At 67.6% G+C, this 18,284-nt stretch carries 18 protein-coding genes; 6 read left to right on the top strand and 12 right to left on the bottom strand.

Annotation, left to right across the window (positions count from 1 at the left end; all coding sequences use genetic code 11):
* Window positions 1-305: 305 nt before the first annotated feature.
* From ACTMTF_RS36330 to ACTMTF_RS36320, 3 genes are all read right to left on the bottom strand, one after another.
* Window positions 306-1,325 carry a helix-turn-helix domain-containing protein gene (locus tag ACTMTF_RS36330; protein ID WP_441114724.1) on the bottom strand — a complete coding sequence of 340 codons (1,020 nt, stop codon included), beginning with the start codon at window positions 1,323-1,325 and terminating at the stop codon, window positions 306-308.
* A gap of 123 nt (window positions 1,326-1,448) precedes the next feature.
* The gene (locus ACTMTF_RS36325; protein WP_441114723.1) at window positions 1,449-2,303 is read right to left on the bottom strand and encodes an alpha/beta fold hydrolase; all 855 of its coding nucleotides are present in this window, start codon (window positions 2,301-2,303) and stop codon (window positions 1,449-1,451) included.
* 54 nt (window positions 2,304-2,357) lie between these two features.
* A complete protein-coding gene (locus ACTMTF_RS36320) occupies window positions 2,358-2,732 on the bottom strand; it encodes a TraR/DksA family transcriptional regulator (protein WP_397014276.1) in 375 nt (124 codons plus the stop codon).
* Between the two features lie 71 nt (window positions 2,733-2,803).
* Between ACTMTF_RS36320 and ACTMTF_RS36315 the strand changes: the two genes are divergently transcribed.
* Both ACTMTF_RS36315 and ACTMTF_RS36310 read left to right on the top strand, forming a co-directional pair.
* On the top strand, window positions 2,804-3,409 hold the full coding sequence (locus tag ACTMTF_RS36315; protein WP_441114722.1) for a type II toxin-antitoxin system Phd/YefM family antitoxin: 606 nt from the start codon (window positions 2,804-2,806) through the stop codon (window positions 3,407-3,409).
* Between the two features lie 79 nt (window positions 3,410-3,488).
* Entirely contained in the window at window positions 3,489-5,942 is a 2,454-nt protein-coding gene (locus tag ACTMTF_RS36310; RefSeq protein WP_441114721.1) for a polysaccharide lyase family 8 super-sandwich domain-containing protein, read from the top strand.
* Between the two features lie 146 nt (window positions 5,943-6,088).
* Here ACTMTF_RS36310 and ACTMTF_RS36305 read toward each other — a convergent pair whose 3' ends face one another.
* Both ACTMTF_RS36305 and ACTMTF_RS36300 read right to left on the bottom strand, forming a co-directional pair.
* The gene (locus ACTMTF_RS36305) at window positions 6,089-6,511 is read right to left on the bottom strand and encodes a hypothetical protein (protein ID WP_441114720.1); all 423 of its coding nucleotides are present in this window, start codon (window positions 6,509-6,511) and stop codon (window positions 6,089-6,091) included.
* A 250-nt stretch (window positions 6,512-6,761) separates the two neighbouring features.
* A complete protein-coding gene (locus ACTMTF_RS36300) occupies window positions 6,762-7,166 on the bottom strand; it encodes a hypothetical protein (protein WP_441114719.1) in 405 nt (134 codons plus the stop codon).
* Between the two features lie 136 nt (window positions 7,167-7,302).
* Between ACTMTF_RS36300 and ACTMTF_RS36295 the strand changes: the two genes are divergently transcribed.
* Window positions 7,303-9,444, top strand: coding sequence for an ATP-binding protein (locus ACTMTF_RS36295; protein WP_441114718.1), 2,142 nt, complete (start codon window positions 7,303-7,305; stop codon window positions 9,442-9,444).
* 258 nt (window positions 9,445-9,702) lie between these two features.
* On the opposite strand, the gene fxsT is transcribed toward ACTMTF_RS36295, so the two are convergent.
* Both fxsT and ACTMTF_RS36285 read right to left on the bottom strand, forming a co-directional pair.
* Window positions 9,703-12,030, bottom strand: coding sequence for an FxSxx-COOH system tetratricopeptide repeat protein (gene fxsT, locus ACTMTF_RS36290; RefSeq protein ID WP_441114717.1), 2,328 nt, complete (start codon window positions 12,028-12,030; stop codon window positions 9,703-9,705).
* Between the two features lie 73 nt (window positions 12,031-12,103).
* Window positions 12,104-12,370, bottom strand: a complete 267-nt coding sequence (locus ACTMTF_RS36285) for a winged helix-turn-helix domain-containing protein (protein ID WP_441114716.1) — start codon at window positions 12,368-12,370, stop codon at window positions 12,104-12,106.
* A 95-nt stretch (window positions 12,371-12,465) separates the two neighbouring features.
* Here ACTMTF_RS36285 and ACTMTF_RS36280 point away from each other — a divergent pair, with 95 nt between their 5' ends.
* Together ACTMTF_RS36280 and ACTMTF_RS36275 are read left to right on the top strand one after the other, a co-directional pair.
* Window positions 12,466-12,684: a hypothetical protein gene (locus ACTMTF_RS36280; protein ID WP_441114715.1), complete on the top strand. Its 219-nt coding sequence runs from the start codon at window positions 12,466-12,468 to the stop codon at window positions 12,682-12,684.
* Between the two features lie 38 nt (window positions 12,685-12,722).
* Window positions 12,723-12,974 (top strand): hypothetical protein, encoded by a 252-nt coding sequence (locus ACTMTF_RS36275; protein WP_441114714.1) that lies wholly within the window; start codon window positions 12,723-12,725, stop codon window positions 12,972-12,974.
* Between the two features lie 7 nt (window positions 12,975-12,981).
* On the opposite strand, the gene ACTMTF_RS36270 is transcribed toward ACTMTF_RS36275, so the two are convergent.
* The 5 genes from ACTMTF_RS36270 to ACTMTF_RS36250 all read right to left on the bottom strand — a co-directional run bounded on the left by ACTMTF_RS36270 (window position 12,982) and on the right by ACTMTF_RS36250 (window position 17,293).
* Window positions 12,982-13,929 carry a sugar kinase gene (locus tag ACTMTF_RS36270; RefSeq protein WP_441114713.1) on the bottom strand — a complete coding sequence of 316 codons (948 nt, stop codon included), beginning with the start codon at window positions 13,927-13,929 and terminating at the stop codon, window positions 12,982-12,984.
* Entirely contained in the window at window positions 13,926-14,516 is a 591-nt protein-coding gene (locus ACTMTF_RS36265) for a bifunctional 4-hydroxy-2-oxoglutarate aldolase/2-dehydro-3-deoxy-phosphogluconate aldolase (RefSeq protein ID WP_441114744.1), read from the bottom strand. Before ACTMTF_RS36265 ends, ACTMTF_RS36270 begins: the two co-directional genes overlap by 4 nt.
* Before the next feature lie 82 nt (window positions 14,517-14,598).
* Window positions 14,599-15,426: a hypothetical protein gene (locus ACTMTF_RS36260; protein ID WP_441114712.1), complete on the bottom strand. Its 828-nt coding sequence runs from the start codon at window positions 15,424-15,426 to the stop codon at window positions 14,599-14,601.
* On the bottom strand, window positions 15,420-16,565 hold the full coding sequence (dgoD, locus tag ACTMTF_RS36255) for a galactonate dehydratase (protein ID WP_441114711.1): 1,146 nt from the start codon (window positions 16,563-16,565) through the stop codon (window positions 15,420-15,422). Before dgoD ends, ACTMTF_RS36260 begins: the two co-directional genes overlap by 7 nt.
* On the bottom strand, window positions 16,562-17,293 hold the full coding sequence (locus tag ACTMTF_RS36250) for an SDR family NAD(P)-dependent oxidoreductase (RefSeq protein WP_441114710.1): 732 nt from the start codon (window positions 17,291-17,293) through the stop codon (window positions 16,562-16,564). Before ACTMTF_RS36250 ends, dgoD begins: the two co-directional genes overlap by 4 nt.
* A gap of 124 nt (window positions 17,294-17,417) precedes the next feature.
* On the opposite strand from ACTMTF_RS36250, the gene ACTMTF_RS36245 reads away from it, so the two are divergent.
* Window positions 17,418-18,281 carry a helix-turn-helix domain-containing protein gene (locus tag ACTMTF_RS36245; protein WP_441114709.1) on the top strand — a complete coding sequence of 288 codons (864 nt, stop codon included), beginning with the start codon at window positions 17,418-17,420 and terminating at the stop codon, window positions 18,279-18,281.
* Window positions 18,282-18,284: the final 3 nt, after the last annotated feature.

Raw genomic sequence — 18,284 nt, 5'->3', positions numbered from 1 at the left:
GCGTCTGGGTCGGCCTCATGCGCAAACTTCTAGTCTCTGCGTTCTCCGTAACCGGACGAGGTCTCTTCGCTGGACAGGCACTGGGCTCTGGACGGGCCCTCGCCGATCCGCTCCCAGACGCCGTACCTGGTCGCGTATGTCGAATGGCCGATTCTGTAGCAGCGCACGACGGCGCGGAATGATCCCGTTCCCTTGGTGCAGTTGTACCAGTAGGCGTTGTCTCGATAAAGGTCGCTGCAACCAGAGGGATACGCGTGCGCGGCGGTCGCCTGCGAGCGCAGGAGCATTGCCCCTCAGCGCAAGGGTCAGGGCGCCGAGCTCCCGTGTTCACGAACCAGACGCCTGTACATCGCGGGGGAGGCGTCGTAAGCCTGCTGGAAAACGCGGTTGAAATGAGATTGGCTGGTGAATCCCCAATGAGTGGCGATGGTCCCGACAGGAAGGTGAGCCATGAGGGGGTTGGCCAGGTCGCGGCGGCAGCGTTCGAGCCGGCGTTCGCGAATCCATCCTCCGACAGTGAGCCCGGCGTTCTGGAAGAGCTTGTGCAGTTGGCGTACGGATATGTAGTGGCCGGCGGCGATGATCGAGGGCGTCAGCTCCGGATCGCCCAGCCGTTCCTCGATGAAGGCCTTGATGCGAAGGATCAGCACATGGTGGGGATCGGCTTGGAAGGCAGAGGCGTCCTCGTCAAGCCGCTGGCCCAGCAGAGCCGCGACCAGGTCCAGAAGGATGGTGGACAGCCGCGTGAGGTCACAGGCCGACCACTCGGGCTGAGCGATGAGGCGATGGAGCAGCCCGGCGAGTAACGAGCCGACACCGTCGCGTCCCGGTAACGGTACCGCGAGCAGAGGTTCGACCATGGCGACGGGAAGCGGCAGAGCCTGGTGGGGAAACCGGAGAATCATCCCCTCGGCTACCTCGCCGCGACGTCCATGCGAAGGGGCGGCGTTCGGCCCTTCGCTCACCGTCCAGGCGAGGAAGCTGCGAGCGGTGTCGTAGAGCACCAGATCGCTGGGCTCCAGGCGGGTGTCCCGTTGGTTCTGGCACAGGCCTGATCGGCCTCGGACGGTCACAGCCAATTGATAGAGGTCCGCATCGGAACGCCGGATGTGACTCGCGCCTCTGCGCGCGTCGAAGGATACGCAGCGGACCTGTGAGAGCTGAACCATGCCGAGATCGAGGGTACGCATCTCAGCCCAGAAGTCCCCGGCTCGATCGCTGGTGGCGTCCACCGACACCACGGATTCGGCGACGGCCTGCCACCAGAAGTCGAATCGCTCCCGCGCCGGCACGTCGTCGAGCTGCAGAACTGAGACGGATGGCACGGCTTCTTCCCTCCCCCGGAACGAAGCCTGCGGTGACCGCAGGCGCCAGGCCCCCAGTCGGCTGCCGTAGCGGCGCCACGACCAGGCTAACCTCCGAACCAGGGGCCCGCGCGGCATCCAGGTCTACGCGGCCAGGACCTGGCGCAAGGCGGCGGCGAAGCCGTCCGGGTCGCCCTTCATGCCGAACTCGCCGTCCATGAAACCGCCGTGATGACTGGGGAAGGTGACCGGCGCGACGCCGAGTCGTCCGGCGACCGCCTCGCCTGAGCGGTGGGCCATCTCCCCCTCCGATTCGGCGCCGACGGCGATGACGACACGGGTCGAGGCCGCGCGCAGCGCTTCGAAGTCGGGCTCGTAGTGGGTGCAGGTGATGAGGTTCTGCGCGAACAGCGGGTCGTTGCGGGAGCCGTCGTCCTCCGCCGGCATGCCCATCTCGGCCGGGCTCTGCATGGGCAGCTCGGCGAAATCGGCGGGAATGTCGCCGCGCATGCTGGTGACCGCGATGAACTTCACCATCGCCGGCCCGAAACCGTCCCGCTCGTACGTCCGGCGGATGTCCGCTATCGCGGCCAGCGCCTGCTCCCGGTCCGGCAGCGTCTTGGCGGCCGGCGGCTCGTGAGCGACGAGCGTACGCACCTGCTCAGGATGTACGGCCACCAGCGCGAGACCGTTGACGGCGCCTCCGCTGCTGGCGAAGATGTCCACCGGTCCGCCGCCGAGTGCGTCGATCAGCCGGTGCAGGTCGTCGGCGTGTAGCTCGGGCGTGGACTCGCTCGCACCGTCGGTGCGCTCGCTCCGGCCGATCCCGCGCGGGTCGTAGGTGACCACCGTACGATCGGCGAAGCGCGCGGCCAGGCCGGTGAATCCGGTGGCGTCCATGGGGGAGCCGATCAGCAGCAGGGGCGGCTCGGTGGTCCCCTCGGCCTCGCGTACGTCGTAGTGCAGGATGCCGCCGGGCACCTCAAGGGTGTGGGTCATCGGGTCGCTTCCTTTCTCCATGATGGTGAAGTAGACCAGCGGACGCGGCGAAAGTCATCGGCGGCGGGAGGCGCAGGTGACGCAGGTTCTGGCGGCGGGCAGGATCATCAGGCGTTCGATGGGGATGCGCCGCCCGCATTTCACGCAGATCCCGTAGTCGCCGTCGCGCAACCGCTCGACGGCCATGTCCAGTTCGGCGAGATGGTTCAGCGCCTGGTCCAGGAGGGATTGGGCATGGGCCCGCTCGAAGGCGGTGGACGATCCCTCGGGGTCGTGCTCGTCGTCGGCGCCGGTCAGCGTCGTGGAGGCGGCGATCTCGTCCAGGTCGCGGCGCAGCATCGCGACGCGGGCCGTGGTCTGCTTCCGGTCGGCGTCGAGCAGCTCTTGTATGGTCGCCCGCTCCGACGGGGACAGGCGTTCGGTCGTCATGGTGGTCCTCTACCCGCTGGCAAGAGAACAGCGGGTAGCGGGCAACGCACCGGCGCTCATTTTGGGTAACCATGGATCATGTGAGATTCAAGTACGGCTTGAATGAGCCGAGCGGTGACGAGGTCGGTCTCGACGAAGCCCGCGTCCAGTTGACCGATCTGGTCGACCGGGCCGAGCGCGACGGCGACATCACGTACCTGACCCGGAACGGCCGGCGCGTCGCGGCCGTCGTCCCGCTGGATCGCGTCGAGACCCCGCCGGACGTCGCCATCACCCTGACCAGTGTGGCCATCATCGCGGAGCAGACCGGTGCGAGTGCCGAGGACGTACGCGCCGTCATCGGTCGCATCAAGGATCACGACGATGACGAGCTGATCGAGGTCAGTGACGACGGTGAGCTGGTGTCCATGGACGGCGACGCCGCCGAGCTCCTCTACGCGCAGCTCGGCCAGGTCGTCAGGTTCACCCGCACCAACGAGCAGGGCGAACAGGACACCGTCGTCTTCACCGTCAAGGGGCTCGACATCACCGAGACGTCCACCGTGAACGGCACCACCCGGACCCGCACCGACACGGGTGCCAGCATGCGGGACATCGATGCCTATGTGAACGACCGCAGCTTCGACCTCACCGCCGAGGGCTACGTGGAGGAGGGCGCGTCCACGTCGGAAGACTGATCCTGGGCGGGCAGAAGTAGATCATGTATCGTGAGCGCGGCGTACCCCTCAACGGCCTGGAGCCGCCGCCGTGCCGCACATGTCCCGTCGCCAGGTTCTCTCCCTGCTCCCCGCCGCCGGCCTGCTCGCCACGGCCTTCCCCACGCCTGCCGCTGCCGGGATCGATCCGGGGCGACTGCTGGCCAACACCGTGGCGATCTTCGCCGGGACTCCGGAGGTCAACGCGCGGCCTGAGGTCGCCGGCAAGCTCGCGGCGATCGTCCGCACCGCCCGTCAGCGGCTGGCGGCGATGGATCAGGCGGGCGACGGCGAGCTGTTCGCCGGGCTGAGTCTCGGGGTCAACGACGCCAACCTGCGGCTGGCGTACCAATATCTGTACGAGATCGCGCTCGCGACTCGCACGCCTGGTGGTGAGCTCGTCGGTGACGCTGCTGTTCAGGGGCGGGTTGTGGACGGGCTGCGGTGGTTGCACGAGCGGTACTTCGGGGACCAGGCGGCGGGGTACTACGGGAACTGGCACAGCTGGGAGATCGGTATTCCCACGCATGTCAGCAGGACGCTGGTGCTGCTGGCCGCGCCCGGGGACCTGACGGCTACGTACATCGCCTCGATGGACGCCTACCTGCGTAACGGCAAGGACGGCGACGTCGACCTTGACTCGCGCTTCCATACCGGGGCGAACCTGGCGGACATCACCGCCAACCGGATCCTGCAGGGTGCGCTCACCGGGGACGACGCCCGGGTTACCAAGGCCATCGCCGACCAGGCCACCGTGTTCGCCGTGATCGACCCGTACGACCTCCAGCATGGGGTCACCGACGGGTACTACCGTGACGGCTCGTTCATCCAGCATCACTCGGTCGCCTATACCGGGTCGTACGGGCGTGCCCTGCTGACCCGGGTCGTGCAGACGCTCAAGATGCTCGGTGGTGTGTCCGAGCTGGGCGGGGTGGTGCACCGGTGGATCACTGACGGCTTCGCCCCGTTGATCTTCGAGGGCTGGATGATGGAGATCGTCAAGGGGCGGGCGGTCTCACGCACGAACACCGGGTACGCGGACGTCGGGGTGATCGTGGAGGCCATCGCTGACCTGGCCGACCATGTCGATGACACTGCGGCTCTCGCCTTGAAGAAGTACGTCAAGCACCTGCCTGAGGCTGATACGGGGGCCTTCGTGTCCCCGGTCAGCATCGCCCGGTATGCGGCCATCCGGGCCGACGCCGGCATTCCGGCCGCTGACCTGAACCCGGCTTCTCGCAGTGTGGCGTTCAACGCCATGGACAGGACTGTGCACCGGCGTCCCGGTTATGCCTTCGCGCTGGCGCGTAGCTCTGAGCGGATCAGCAAATACGAGTACATGAACGGCGAGAACCTGATGCCCTGGTTCCAGGGTGACGGGGCGTACTACCTCTACCTGGCGGGGGAGGACCAGCGCGAGGTCTTCGGCGTCGACTACTTCACCGCCGTGTCGCCGTACCGGCTGGCGGGGGTCACCGCGCCGGTGGAGGAGCGGCGGACGGTGCCCGAGTTGTACGGGCGGGCCTGGTACGAGAATCCGGGGCATCCGCTTCAGTTCACCTCCTCGTCCGAGTCCCAGAACACCTACGTGTACTTTCCTCGCGCGGGGAACGTGTTCTCCGGCGGCGCGACGCTCGGCGCGTACGGCGCGGCCGGCATGGTGCAGTCGGACGACGCGGCCTACACCGCCAAGCAGGCCGGCATCCTGCCTGATGATTTTGTCGCTTACCGGAATGCTCGCGCGACGAAGTCGTGGTTCATGCTCGACGATGAGATCGTGGTGCTGGCCGCGGACGTCTCCGGCCAGGGCGGGCGCGACGCGGTGACCACCGTGGACAGCCGCATCGCCGCCCCCGGCGACGCGGTCACGCTCACCGGGGAGGGCTGGAACGGCAGGGGGTGGCAGGCAGGGGACACCGCGCCGCCGCGCTGGCTCCGCTACGCCAACGGCACCCGCGGCACCTCGGTCGGCTACGTCTTCCTCACCAGACAGACCGTCCAGGCTGGGCTGGAACTGGTGACCCGCAACCGCAGACTCGTCCGTACGTCCAACCCCGACACCAACGTGACCAAGAACGTCTTCACCGCCTCGGTCACCCACCGCACCTCTGCGCTCGCTTACGCCCTGGTCCCGAACGCGACCGAGAGCCGTATGCGCGGCTACGCGAACGGACCGCTGGTCGTCCTGGCCAACGATCAGCATGTACAAGCGATCAAGCACCGCACGCTCCGGATCGTCGCCGCCAACGTCTTCACCGCTGGTCCCCGCCACGCCGACCGCCTACTCATCGACGGCCCCGCCTCGGTGATCGTCCGGTACGGTCCGCGTACCGTCGTCGCCCTGTCCGATCCCACGATGAACCGCGACCGCGTAAGCGTCGTCCTCCACGGCGCACGCCTCAGGCTCGACACGGCCGACGAGGGCATCACGGTACGGCGCGTACCAGGCGGAACCCTGGTCCAGGCGACTACCCGCCACGGCCACGGCCGCACCTTCACCGCCACCTTGCGCTGACCCGGCCCCTCTGCCACCTGGCGAGTCGCTGCGGGGCGTTGGACACCGGGAAGAAGTCGCGGCTCAGTCGCATCTGGCGGCGGCAAGTCGAGCAACGCTGAGCAGGGGAGTCCCGCTTAGGGAGGGCGGAATCGAGCTTCTCGAGCTCAGGCCGACAGCAGGTCGAGCTCCGCCGTCGCCGCCTCAACCCCTGCCAGCTTCGCCCGGATGCGGCGCTCCTGCTCGTCCACATGGTTGACGCTCTGGATCACTTTGTTGAGTGCGCTCTCAAGCGCCTGCGGCAGGCCGCCGGAATCGATGCTCTCTCGTGTCCAGAGGCCTAGGAGTTTGTCCCCGACCGCAAGGGCGAGAACTACCTCGCGGCCAACGAACCTGTCCTCAACGAACGCATCCATCTCGTCCAGGGAGGGGAAAACGGCATTTTCTACCGACTCGGCATTATCCGGGGCGATGCACACGTATGCCCACGCGCTTCGCTCTTCGGTCGCAGCAGCTGCTTGCGTAAAGAGGATGAGATCTTCGTTGAGATGGAAGGTGCCCGTTAGCGGGATCTCGTACTCATGCCACACGTCTAGATCGGACGCTTCGGGTCGCGGGCGCCAAGGAGGAAGCCCTCGCTTGATTAAAAAGTCTAGATTCACCGCCCTACCTCCGCTCGTCTTCATGCCCATTGAAGCTTGCCGTCACTTCGGGATCCCATGAGATGTCCTGCCTGGACACGGCCGACGAGAGAGTGACGGTACGGCGCGTACCGGGCGGCACCCTGGCCGATCACCCGCCGCGCCCACGGCCGTATGCTCAATCGGCTCGCTATGCACCTCAGCTGGGGTCTTGAGTAGGGGTGCCGAAGCTGATCGGACCCGAGAAGTCCCGCCCCTGGATCACAGGGCCAGTGATCCGCGCGCTTCCTGCCACCACATTGGTAGGCCCATCGGTCTTCGCCGGGCCTTCGATGTCCTTGAGCCAGGCGGACAACTCGCGGGCGAACTCGGGGTCCTGTCCTGCCCGCTCCACCAGGATCTCGGACAGTTCGATGACATCCCGCTCCTCCATCTTGACGGCTCCGACGAGCTCCAAGGCCGCCTCCTGTCCCCCCTTCTTGCCGAATGTCTTTTTCACCATGGCTATGAGCGACGTCCATGCCCCTTTGCCAGCCTCGCCGGTTGCCCCAGTGATGATGCTGGTAATGGCCGCGGTCACAAGAGCCAAGGCAGTCTCGTCCATATTGACCTCTTTATCCCGGTAAATCGCATTCGTCTCATACGGATTGACCTCTTTGGCTTGATGACATGATACGAGACGCCATGCAATCCTGGAATCGACAGCAAGCCGGTGTCGTCGGCAGGGAACCATCCGGGTCGTGATTTCGCAGGAGTCGCCTTCCACGTCGTCAGAGGACGAGTCGGCCAATGTGTTGTCGGGTACGGTCCATGGTCCGGCGATCCAGGCAGGATCAATCAGTGGGGGCGTGCAGATTCATTGGCAGGCCCCCTCGGCTCCCGTGGTGCCGCGCCAGCTCCCGCCGGCGACAAGTCGCTTCATCGGCAGAGATGGCGAGCTTGCCGCTCTCGACAGGGGGCTGGATGAACGCGGGCCCGGCCTTGGTGCCATCTACGCCATCAGCGGTATGGCGGGAATCGGCAAGACGACGCTTGCCTTGCGCTGGGCCCATGCCGTGGCCGACCGTTTTTCCCATGGACACCTTTATGTGAATCTTCGAGGCTTCGATCCCAGTGGTATTCCAGTAACGCCAGGTCAGGCTTTGAAGGGCTTTATCACGGCGTTAGGAATCAGATCAGATAATATTCCATTCGAGCTGGATGATCAGATCTCACTCTACCGTTCTCTGCTAGATGGGCGACAAATCCTAGTCATACTGGATAATGCGTCCAGTACCGACCAGGTGCGTCCTCTTCTTCCTGGTTCGCCCACCTGTATGACCATCGTCACCAGCCGAAACAAGCTGGGCGCTCTGGTGGCAGATCACGGCGCCGCACCCTTGGCGATGAAGCTGCTGGACGGGCGAGAAGGTCTTGAACTACTGATCCGCTACTTGAACACCGAGCGCGTTGAAAGAGAAATCAGCGCAGCGGCTACACTTGTGGAACTCTGTGGAAGATTACCACTCGCGTTGAGCATAGTCGGAGCACGAGCGGCGATTTACAATTGGTCACTGGCATCGCTCGCCGAGGACCTGCGCTCCGAGAGAGATCGGCTCTACGCTTTGGATCTGCACGATAGCGAAACGACAAACGTCACCTCCGTCTTCTCCTCGTCCTACCGGAGCCTTGCACCTGATCCCGCCAGGCTTTTCCGGGTGCTCGGGCTGGCCCCGGGCCCTGAGATCAGCCTCGCCGGCGTGGTGTCGCTGGCCGATATGCCGCTACCCCTGACCCGCCAGTTGCTCAGTGTGCTCGTGGAGGCCAACCTCGTCGGCGAGTTGACCCGCGATCGCTATCGTGTCCACGACCTGCTGCGTACCTTCGCCGCAGACCAGGTGGAGCGCGACGAGCCCGCAGAATTTCGTAGGGCGGCCATGCGGCGATACCACGACTTCCTTCTACTGACAGCTGATGCGGCCGACCGCAGGATCACCCCCAACCGTACCCGCATCGATCTCCCGGCTTCCGCCGACAGCCTCCCCATGCCAATGTTCTCCACCCCCATAGAGGCACTTAACTGGCTGGAGACCGAGCACGCCAACCTGGTGGAGAGCGTCCATCACGCCCTGCACCACGGGCTGGACACGCACGCCTGGTGCCTCGCCTGGACGCTCGGCGTCTACTTCGACCGCCGGGGCCACGCGTCCGACCGGCTACACACCAGCGAGGCTGCGCTGCAAGCCACCACGCGACTCGGTGACCGCGAAGCTGAAGCGCTGATTCGTACCAGCATGGGGTATGCACACGCGCGCATCGGAGACTTCGCCGAAGCCCAGGAACAGCTGCACGAGGCGTTGGCCATCCTCCGGCAGCTCGCCTCGGAGATTCATGAGGCCAACACTCTCATCGCATTGGCCATCGTTTACGAGGAGCAGGACCGTTATAGAGAGGCCAAGGAACACCTCGAACGCGCGCTCCGCCTGCATAGGCGTCATCACGAACCGGCCGGCCAAGCCCACGCCTTGGAGAACCTCGGCTGGTGTCACGCTCACCTCGGCGAATATCCAGCTGCGCTGGAGACCTGCAAGGCCGCGCTGAGACTCTTCCAAGATCTCAACGACCACGACGGCGAGGCGGACACCCTTGACAGCCTTGGCTACACCTACGCCGAACTCGGGCAACATGATCAGGCGCTCACCCACTACGAGGCAGCGCTGAGCCTATGGCGGGACATGGGCAACCGCTATGACGAAGCAGACGTCCTGACCAGGATCGGTGACTCATACGCCGCGTCGGGCGACCAGGAGGCCGCCCGCGAGGCGTGGCAGCAGGCCCTGTCCATTCTTGAAGAGCTGGCGCAGCCGGATGCCGAACTCCTCCGCGCCAAACTGGCAGGCTGACCGCGCAGCTCTGTAGCGATCGGGCTGCCAAACCAGTGCTCGGTCTAGCAGGCGGCCGCCCTGTCCGACCCTACGATGAAACGCGACCGCGTCAGCGCCGTCCTCCACGGCGCACGCCTCAGGCTCGACACGGCCGACGAGGGGGTGACGGTACGGCGCGTACCGGCCGCACCGGTGAATCCCTCCGCCGTCACCGACGAGAGGACCTGGTTGTCCGTCCGCGCCGCCGAAGACCTGCGGTGGCGGATCCTGAGGGGGTCAAGCGCTGTGACGTACCCAGCGGGCGAGATTGGTGCGGGTGGTCCGGGTAAGAGGGTGGTCAGTGCCCGAGATGCGCTCGCGGAGCAGAAGCAACTCGGTCAGGAGCCGACGGGCGGTGGCTGAGTCGCCCGCGCGTCCGGTGAATTCGGCGTGCAGGTCCCTGGCGAGCAGGGTCTCGTTGGGATGTTCCTTGCCCCAGGCGCGCTCGAAGAGCGGGATCAGCTCGGCGAGGATGTCGCGCGCCTGCTGTGGGTCGCCCGCCTCTCCGATCCAGGTGGCGAGGTCGCGAGATGTGGCCAGTGTTTCGGGGTGATCGGGGCCGTTACATCGCCTGCGAAGCACCAACAGGGCGGCGTACTGGTCACGCGCGCCAGCAGCGTCTCCGGTATGGCCGGTGAAATGGGCCAGGCAACCGCGCAGGGTCAGTGTGTCGGGATGCTCCGGTCCCCACACCCGTTCGGCTGCGGGCAGTAGAGGTGTGCTCATGTCAAGGGCGGTCGCAGCGTCGCCCAGGTGACCGATCCAGTTCGCGAAGTCCATGCGCGCGTACAGCGTTTGTGGATGTTCCGGGCCTAGGACTTTGTCGAGGAGCGGGAGAAGACGCTTGTACTCGCTGTGAGCGTCGGACCTCGCCCCGGCCTCGCCGGTCCATTCGGCGAGACGCACGCGGAGGGTGAGAGTCTGCTCGTGCTCGGGGCCGAGGTGTCGCGTGAACAGCGGTAGCAACTGGACGTACTGGTCGCGGGCGGCGACAGCGTCCCCTGCCATGCCCGTGAACCTGGCCAGCCTGGCCCTCGCGGTAAGCGTCTCCAGATGCTCGGCGCCCACACGCTCGCACGCGGCATCGACCACGCGCTGCTGGAGTCGTACGGCGGTGGCGTAGTCAGCGGTCGCGTCGAGGTAATCGACGGTTCGGCTCAGGGCAGGAGATCCCGCCTGCAAGAGGACCATCACGTGCGGGAGCAGGCGGGCGTAGATGGGCCACTGTGACGGCTCCGCCGGCCGACCAGGCAGGGACTCCTCCAGCGCCCTCGCCGCTCTTGCACGCAGCGCCGCACGCAGACGGTTGTCGAGGCCGTGCAGCGTCACAGCCTGCACGAGCCGGTGAACCGAGATGCCGTCGCCGACAACCCCGATCATGCTGTACGAGGCCAGTACGCCCATCGCCTCAGCCGCGTCGACCTCGTCGGCGTCGACCGCGCGGCCCAGCACGTCCCGGGGCAGGTCGTCCGGGGCATAGCAGGCCAGTAGGTTGAGCAGGTCGATGGCCAGCGGGCTGATCTCTTCGATGCGGGTCCTGGTGACCGCCCACGCCCTGGCCACCATCCGTTCGGGGTCATCGCCAGGCGAGGCAGAGGCGTACATGCGGTTGGGCGAGGCACGCAACAGCTCGCAATATCGCCGTACTCCGATGCCGGGAGTGTGTGCGATGTAGGCGCCGGCCTGGCCCAGCGCGAGCGGCAAATCCCCCAGCTCGCTGGCCAGGGCGTCCAGCGCCTTTTCTTCGGGAGAACTTGTGAGCTCTATCAACAGGCGGACGGCCGCTTTTCGGGACAGGACCTCGAGGATGATCGGGGTACACAGGTCGTTCCAGCCGACGGCCCGCCGGGAGGTGATCAGAATGTGCCCTCCGTGCAGCCGTCCCAGATAGGGCCGCAGTGAGGCCACCTCAGTGACGTTGTCGAAGACGAGCAGCCAACCAGGGTGGGCGGCCAGCCAGGCCATGACCCAGGTGACCGCCTCTTCGTTGGTGACCCGGCTGGCAGCCGACGAAGCGCTGCCGGACGCGATGCCCCGTCCCAGGTCGGCCAGGCCGTTCAGCAGCCTCTCGGGAGCCGCGGCGTCGATCCACCAGATCAGGGGGTAACGGCCGCGGTTCCTGTCGGCGTATTGGAGTGCCAGTTCGCTCTTGCCGACCCCGCCGAGCCCGCACACGACCTGGACGGTCAACCGAACCGGGTCGCCGAACTCGTCCTGCAGCCGGGCGAGCTCCTTCTCACGTCCAACGAACACACGCGACGCGGGACGAGGCATGGCCGCCAGCCCGAACGGCACCTGCAGCCGCATGGCCTCGGGCAGCGGCCGACCCGCCGCAGAATCGACCTCACCGGCTGGTCGAGGTGGGGAATCGAGGGAGCGGCGAGCCAGGACAAGCCCGTACAAGGAGCCGCCCAAACCGGCCACACCGACGAATGCGCCGATTACGCTGGCCAGCTTGTCAGCGTTGTCCAGCCCCGTGCGGATGAACAGCGCTCCCAGAGCGAAGAGCGTCACACCGGAAGTAAGCGCGCCGGCCCAGGACATGACGTGCCGCCTGTTCGCCATGACCTCATCATCGCCATCGCGGTCATCCATGCAACCGGTTCATACCGCCCGGCACGCGAGGATCTCGGCTGGGTCAGTCGCTGGATGGCTTGTCGGTGGTGGTGCTGGGTTCGGTGCGTTGGCCGACGAAGCTGCCCAGGTTGGGGATGGTGTAGATGAGCTTCTCGTCGCGGAGGCGCTGCATGGCCTTGCGGAGGGTGCCTCGGGCTACGCCGAACTCCTGCATGAGCTGCACTTCGGACAGTAGGTGCTTGGGCGGGTAGGTGCCGTCGGTGATCCGCTGGCGGAGCGTGTCGGTGATCTGCTCCCACCTGAAGCGATCTGGCTCGAACTCAATCACTGTCTAACCATAGAAATACTTGCGCATACACCTCGTTGCAGCCCATGTCTTGGAATGGCATGGACAGGGCTGAACAGGCTGGCTATCTTGAAGGCATGGTGATGCTTGGTTACGACCTCGACGCGCTGCGCGTCATGTTCCCCGGCTGGTCGTTCTTCGTCAGTGACGAGGGCGTGTTCTACGCCACCCGGCGCGGTGCCCAGCTCAGTTACGCCGAGATAGCCGGAGGACTGCACCAGACGGTCAGCGGCGACGACCCCGCGACCATCGCGGCGGTGCTCCAGGACCAGGCGCGTACGGCGGTGATGGCGTGACCTGCCCGCGCTCTCGTGGCGACTACCGGGGACTCCACGTGGCTGCCGCCCAGCCCCAGACCGAACTGGTCGAATGGGAACCCAGCCTTCCCCGTACAGACAGAGTGCGAGTCCGAGCGCACACCTGCGTCTGCGCAAGCCCGATCTACGAGCTGTGCGCGGCAGGCGGCCTGGGATTCGTCCGCCGCAGCACCGGCGAATCCCCCGTCGTCACCGACGAGAGCAGTTGGCTGCCTGTCCGCGCCGCCGAAGACCTGTGGTGGCGGATCCTGAGCGGTCAAGCCCGGTGAACCCCGGTCAGCGCAGGGTGGAGCCCGGCAGGGAGTCGAGAAGTGCCAGCTCCCGCCGCGTGGGAAGCCCTTCCCAGTCCCCGGACGAGGCGACGGCGAAGGCCCCGGTGGCGGTGGCCCGGTCGAGGCGGCCGGTGAGGTCGAGGTCGTCGAGCAGCCCAGACAGATAGCCGGCGACGAAGGCGTCCCCGGCTCCGACGACGTCCGCGACACGTACCGACCGTGCGGGGCGGTGCGCCGTTTCCTCAGCGGTGTACGCGCTGGCCCCGGCCGAGCCGCGCTTGACCACGACCTCCGCCACCCCCGCCGCGAGCAGCGCCGCCACTCTGTCCTCCTCAGTCGTGGCCGAGGCCGGCGCGAGAAGGTCGAGCTCGTCGTCGGACGCGACGGCCACCGTGACGTACGGCACCAGCGCCCGGAGCGTCTGCGCCGCCTGCTCCCGCCCCCAGAGCCGCGAACGGTAGTTGACGTCGAGGCAGACCTGCGCCCCACACTCCACCGCCGCCCGTACGGCCTTCGCGGGACCGGGTCCAAGAGCGGGCGTGATGCCGGTGACGTGCAGAATCTTCGGCGGCGGGTCGAGCGCAGGCAGCACGTCGTCAGGCCCGAGGAAGGAGGCGGCCGACCCGGCCCGGTGGTAGATCACCCTGGTCAGGTCACCGATCCGCTGTTCGAGGAGCATCAGCCCGGTGGGCCCACGAGAGTCGGTACGGGCGTGGGCCACGTCGATGCCTTCGGCGCGAAGGGTACGCAGCACGAGCTCCCCGGTCTCGTCGTCGCCGACGAGCCCGGTCCAGCGGGACCGGTGACCCAGCCGGGCCAGGCCGATCGCGACGGTGGACTCGGCGCCGGCGGCCGAGAGCCGCATCGCCCCGCCGAGCCTGACCGGGCCGTCCGCTCGCAGGGCCGCCATCGTCTCCCCGAAGGTGGCGACGTCGATCATCGGGGAGGTCACAGCAGGCCCTTGAAGGCTCGGATGCGCTCCTTGAGCGCGGCGAGGCTGCCGCCGTCGGCGGCGTCGCCCACCAGCGGCGAGCCCACGCCGACCGCGACCGCCCCGGCTCGCAGGTACTCGACCGCCGCGTCGGTGCTGACTCCGCCGACCGGGACGAACGGCACGTTGGGGAAGGGGTCGCGGAGCGCGCGCAGGTACTTCTCTCCGCCCTGGAAGGCGGGGAACAGCTTGATGGCCGTGGCTCCCGCGTTGAGCGCGGCGACGACCTCGGTGGGGGTGAAGGCGCCCGCGAGTACGGGCAGCCGGCCGTACGACACGGCCTCGGTGACGGCGGGGGTGACCAGGTAGGAGGCCCCCGCCTCCTCCGCTGCGGTGGCGTCGTCGGTGGTGAGTACGGTCCCCGCGCCGAGCTCCGCCGAGTCGCCGAGGGCCGCGCGGGCCTGCCGTATGACGTCCAGCGCGTTCGCGGTGACCAGTGACACTTCCACCAGGTCGATGCCCTCCTCGAACAGAGTGATCACCGTACGGAGGGCGGCGTCCGCGTCCTGGCCACGCACGATGGCGACGACGCGCCGCTCGGCCAGCATCTCCACGAAACGGGCATCTCGCGCAGCGCGCGTGTCTTGCGCTTCGGCGGAATGGACGGTTCGCGCTTCGTCCAAGGGGTGTTCAGTCATCGCTCATCCGTTCCGCGGCCACTACCAGCCGCCACATCAACTCACCAGAGGCCGGGACCACCGCCGCGTCTCCCGACCCCGCCTCTACCAGGTCGAATACCGCGCCCAGCATAGGCTCCACCCCGATACTGCGGTACGGCGCCTCCGCCGGGAAACCGCCGAGGTTGCGCCACAGGGCGGTGGACACCGGCACTCCCTCGGGCGCCTCCACCCGCAACCGCAGGACGTCGGGACCGTCCACCACCTGGACTGCACCACACCGGAGCACGGCCCCGACCGCACTGCCGTCGCACGGGCCGAACCGGTCGAGCGGCAGGCCCAGCGGGTCGGGCCAGCGCCCCTCCAGATAGCGGGCACCGGTCGGCCAGGGGTAGCCGAGCAGCCCTGCGGCCTCGGGAAACACCCTCGTCGGAGTCGCCGGGGGAGCGATGAGCCGGGCATCGTCGCCAAGGTCGAGCAACGCATGCGCGGCCCACACGAACGAATACCCAGGATCGGCGGAAAGGCGGTACTCGCCCACCACCGCCCCGCCCTCCTCAGTGATCCTGCGCCGCAGCGAGAAGTCCTCGCCCTGTACGAAGCTCTCGCCCGCCGAGCCCTTCCAGGGGCGACTCCATACGTCGCCGTGGTCCGGCAGGCCACGCACCGTGGGCAGGCACTCCTCCACTCCACCCACGTCAACGAACTCCACGCCGGGCACCACGGCAGCCCGCGCAGGATCGGGCCGCGACCACAGCCACTCCCGCCCGCCGCCGGCCAGCGAGGTCCACCTACCGCCGCACTCCAGGTCGAAACGGGCACGCAGCGGAACCGTCACCATTCGGCGAACCCCCCGTCGGCATGCCGCCACACCGGGTTCCGCCAGGCATGCCCGGCCTGGTCCGCCCGCCGCACAGCCGCCTCATCGACTTCCACCCCGAGCCCCGCGCCAAGCGGCCGAGCGGCGTGCCCATCGGTGAACCGGAACACCTCAGGATCGATCAGATAGTCGAGCAGATCGTCCCCCTGGTGGTAATGAATGCCGATCGAATGCTCCTGAATCAAAAAGTTCGGCGTAGCGAAAGCCACCTGCAGGCTGGCCGCGAGCGCGATAGGCCCGAGCGGACAGTGCGGCGCGAGCTGCGCATCCCACACCTCGGCCAGCGCCGCGATCCGCCGAGTCTCCGAAATTCCACCCGCATGCGACAGATCGGGCTGCACCACCGCGACCCCCGCCTCCAGCACCGGCCGAAAGTCCCACCGCGAGTACAACCGCTCCCCAGTGGCGACCGGCACGCTGCTACAGGTCACCACGTCCCGCAACACCTGCGGCCGATCAGGCAGCACAGGCTCCTCCGCGAACATCGGCTGAAACTCGGCGATGAGCGGCAGAATCCGCCGAGCCCCAGCAGCCGTGACCCGCCCATGAAAGTCGACGGCCACATCCCGTCCCGCCCCGAGCAACTCCCTGGCCAACGCCACCCGCTCAACAACCTGAGCCACATCGGCAGCACTGCCAAGAGCCGCCATCCGCCCCCCGGCGTTCATCTTGACGGCCGTGAACCCGGCCTCGACCCGAGCCCTGATCTGCTCCCCAAGCTCCCCAGGCTCGTCCCCGCCGACCCACGCATACATCCGAGCCCGATCCCGCACCGGCCCCCCGAGCAGCACATGCACCGGAGCCCCGTACACCTTGCCCGCGATGTCCCAAAGCGCCTGATCCAGCCCCGCGAGCGCGCTGGAGAGCACCGGCCCGCCACGGTAGAACCCACCCTTGGCCATCACCTGCCAGTGATCCTCGATGCGCAGCGGATCCCGCCCGATGAGGTACTCACCGAGAACCTGCACAGCAGTCCGTACGACCTCCGCCCGCCCCTCCACGACCGGCTCGCCCCACCCGACGACCCCGTCATCGGTCTCCACCCGGCAGAACAACCACCGCGGAGCCACCAGAAACGTCTCAATCCTGGCGATCCTCATGCCGAATCCTTCACAGCACTCCACCCACCATCAACAACCAGACAGGCCCCGGTGACGTACGAGCTCTCCGCGCAGGCGAGAAAGGTCACCGCGGCCGCCACCTCCTCAGGCCGCCCGAACCGCGCGGCGGCAGTGCCGGCCACACTGCGCCGCCGGTCCTCCTCCCCGATGCCGTCCCAGGCCGGCGTGAGAATCGGCCCAGGCAGCACGGTGTTCACCCGCACCTCGGGCCCGTACTCCACGGCGAGCTGCCGCCCGAGCGACACCAGCCCACCCTTGGCCGCGGCATACGCGGGATGCGCGGGCAGTCCGGCCAGGGCGTGCACGGAGGAGCTGAGCACGATGGCCCCCGAGCTGTCCCGCAGCAGCCCGACACAGGCATGAACAGCCAGGTACGTCGCCGTGAGGTTGACCGCGAGCTGCCGGTCCCAGTCGGCCTCGGCCAGCTCGTGCGCGGGAGCCCGGGTCACCACGCTGGCGTTGCTGTGCAGCACGTCCAGCCGCCCGAACTCGGCCTGCGCCACCTCCGCGATCCGCCGCCAGGTCCGGGCGTCGGCCACATCCCCGGTGATCGCCAGCATCCCGGGCCGCTCGGCCACCTGCTCGGCCAGATCGACCGCGATCACCCGTGCGCCCTCAGCGAGAAACCGGTCCACCACCGCGGCGCCGATGCCGGAGGCGGTGCCGGTCACCACGGCCACCTTCCCGGCCAGCAATCCCCGTCCCATGATCTACATCCCCCAAAATGCCGCTAAGTCGTCGTTCACAGTCAACAGGCGAGGACCGGCCACGAGGAATGTCCATTGCGCGGCACCACCTGGACGATCCGACGGCATCTGCCATAATGACCCGATGCCGATCCAGGAAGGCTTCCGCAACCAGCGCCTGACCGTCGTGCCACGCCGGGTCGTCGCCGAGGCGCACGCCCGTCCGGTGACCAGACGCCTCATGGTCACCGACTGCGGCTACTATCCGAATGCGGCGGACCATCTGATGACAAGGCCGAACGGCACCGAGGAGACCATTCTCATCCTCTGCGCGGCCGGCACCGGCTGGGCGAGCATCGGCGGCGTCCAGCACCGCGTAGGGTCCAACTCGGCCCTGGTGATCCCGCGCGGCCACCCACACTCCTATGGCGCGTCCGCCGACACCCCCTGGACGATCTGGTGGTGCCACCTACGCGGCAGCGACCTGGCCGAGCTGGTCGAGGAGATCGGCGCGAGCGCGTCCAGGCCAGTGATCCCCATCCGGCGTCTGGACCGGGCGGTCGCGCTGCTGGACGAGATCGTCGCCATCCTCGAACGCGACCACTCACCCGCCAGCCTGATGGGGGCGGCCGGCGCAGCCTGGAAGCTGCTCACGCAGATCGTCGTCGACCGCGCCATGCCGGCCCCCGGCGACCCGTTGCAGCGGGCGATGGCCTACCTCGCCAAGCGCCTGGACAGCACGGTCCGGGTCGCCGATCTGGCGGCGCTGGTCGGCGTCTCCCCGTCCCATCTGAGCGCGATGTTCCGCCGCGCGACCGGGGGAGGGGTGCTCGCGCACCACACGGCGCTGCGGATGGCCCAGGCCCGTCACCTGCTCGACACGACGGACGCGACCGTCGCCACCATCGCCCGCGAGGTCGGCTACCCCGACCCGTTCTACTTCTCCCGCCACTTCAAGCGCATGCACGAGGCCAGCCCCACCGAGTACCGCAACCGCGCCAAGGGTTGAGGT

Origin of the sequence: Nonomuraea sp. ZG12, from assembly GCF_052068115.1 — a bacterium.
Classification (GTDB): Bacteria; Actinomycetota; Actinomycetes; order Streptosporangiales; family Streptosporangiaceae; genus Nonomuraea.
This window is presented reverse-complemented; position numbering and strand designations above follow the sequence as displayed.

Excerpts from the sequence above, each read along its gene's own strand:
- ACTMTF_RS36260 (WP_441114712.1), bottom strand. The coding sequence starts at position 15,426 with ATGGTGACGGTTCCGCTGCGTGCCCGTTTCGACCTGGAGTGCGGCGGT.
- ACTMTF_RS36310 (WP_441114721.1), top strand. The coding sequence starts at position 3,489 with ATGTCCCGTCGCCAGGTTCTCTCCCTGCTCCCCGCCGCCGGCCTGCTC.
- ACTMTF_RS36315 (WP_441114722.1), top strand. The coding sequence starts at position 2,804 with ATGGATCATGTGAGATTCAAGTACGGCTTGAATGAGCCGAGCGGTGAC.
- ACTMTF_RS36265 (WP_441114744.1), bottom strand. The coding sequence starts at position 14,516 with ATGCTGGCCGAGCGGCGCGTCGTCGCCATCGTGCGTGGCCAGGACGCG.
- ACTMTF_RS36280 (WP_441114715.1), top strand. The coding sequence starts at position 12,466 with ATGGTGATGCTTGGTTACGACCTCGACGCGCTGCGCGTCATGTTCCCC.
- ACTMTF_RS36320 (WP_397014276.1), bottom strand. The coding sequence starts at position 2,732 with ATGACGACCGAACGCCTGTCCCCGTCGGAGCGGGCGACCATACAAGAG.
- fxsT (WP_441114717.1), bottom strand. The coding sequence starts at position 12,030 with ATGGCGAACAGGCGGCACGTCATGTCCTGGGCCGGCGCGCTTACTTCC.
- ACTMTF_RS36300 (WP_441114719.1), bottom strand. The coding sequence starts at position 7,166 with ATGGACGAGACTGCCTTGGCTCTTGTGACCGCGGCCATTACCAGCATC.
- ACTMTF_RS36325 (WP_441114723.1), bottom strand. The coding sequence starts at position 2,303 with ATGACCCACACCCTTGAGGTGCCCGGCGGCATCCTGCACTACGACGTA.
- ACTMTF_RS36250 (WP_441114710.1), bottom strand. The coding sequence starts at position 17,293 with ATGGGACGGGGATTGCTGGCCGGGAAGGTGGCCGTGGTGACCGGCACC.
- dgoD (WP_441114711.1), bottom strand. The coding sequence starts at position 16,565 with ATGAGGATCGCCAGGATTGAGACGTTTCTGGTGGCTCCGCGGTGGTTG.
- ACTMTF_RS36245 (WP_441114709.1), top strand. The coding sequence starts at position 17,418 with ATGCCGATCCAGGAAGGCTTCCGCAACCAGCGCCTGACCGTCGTGCCA.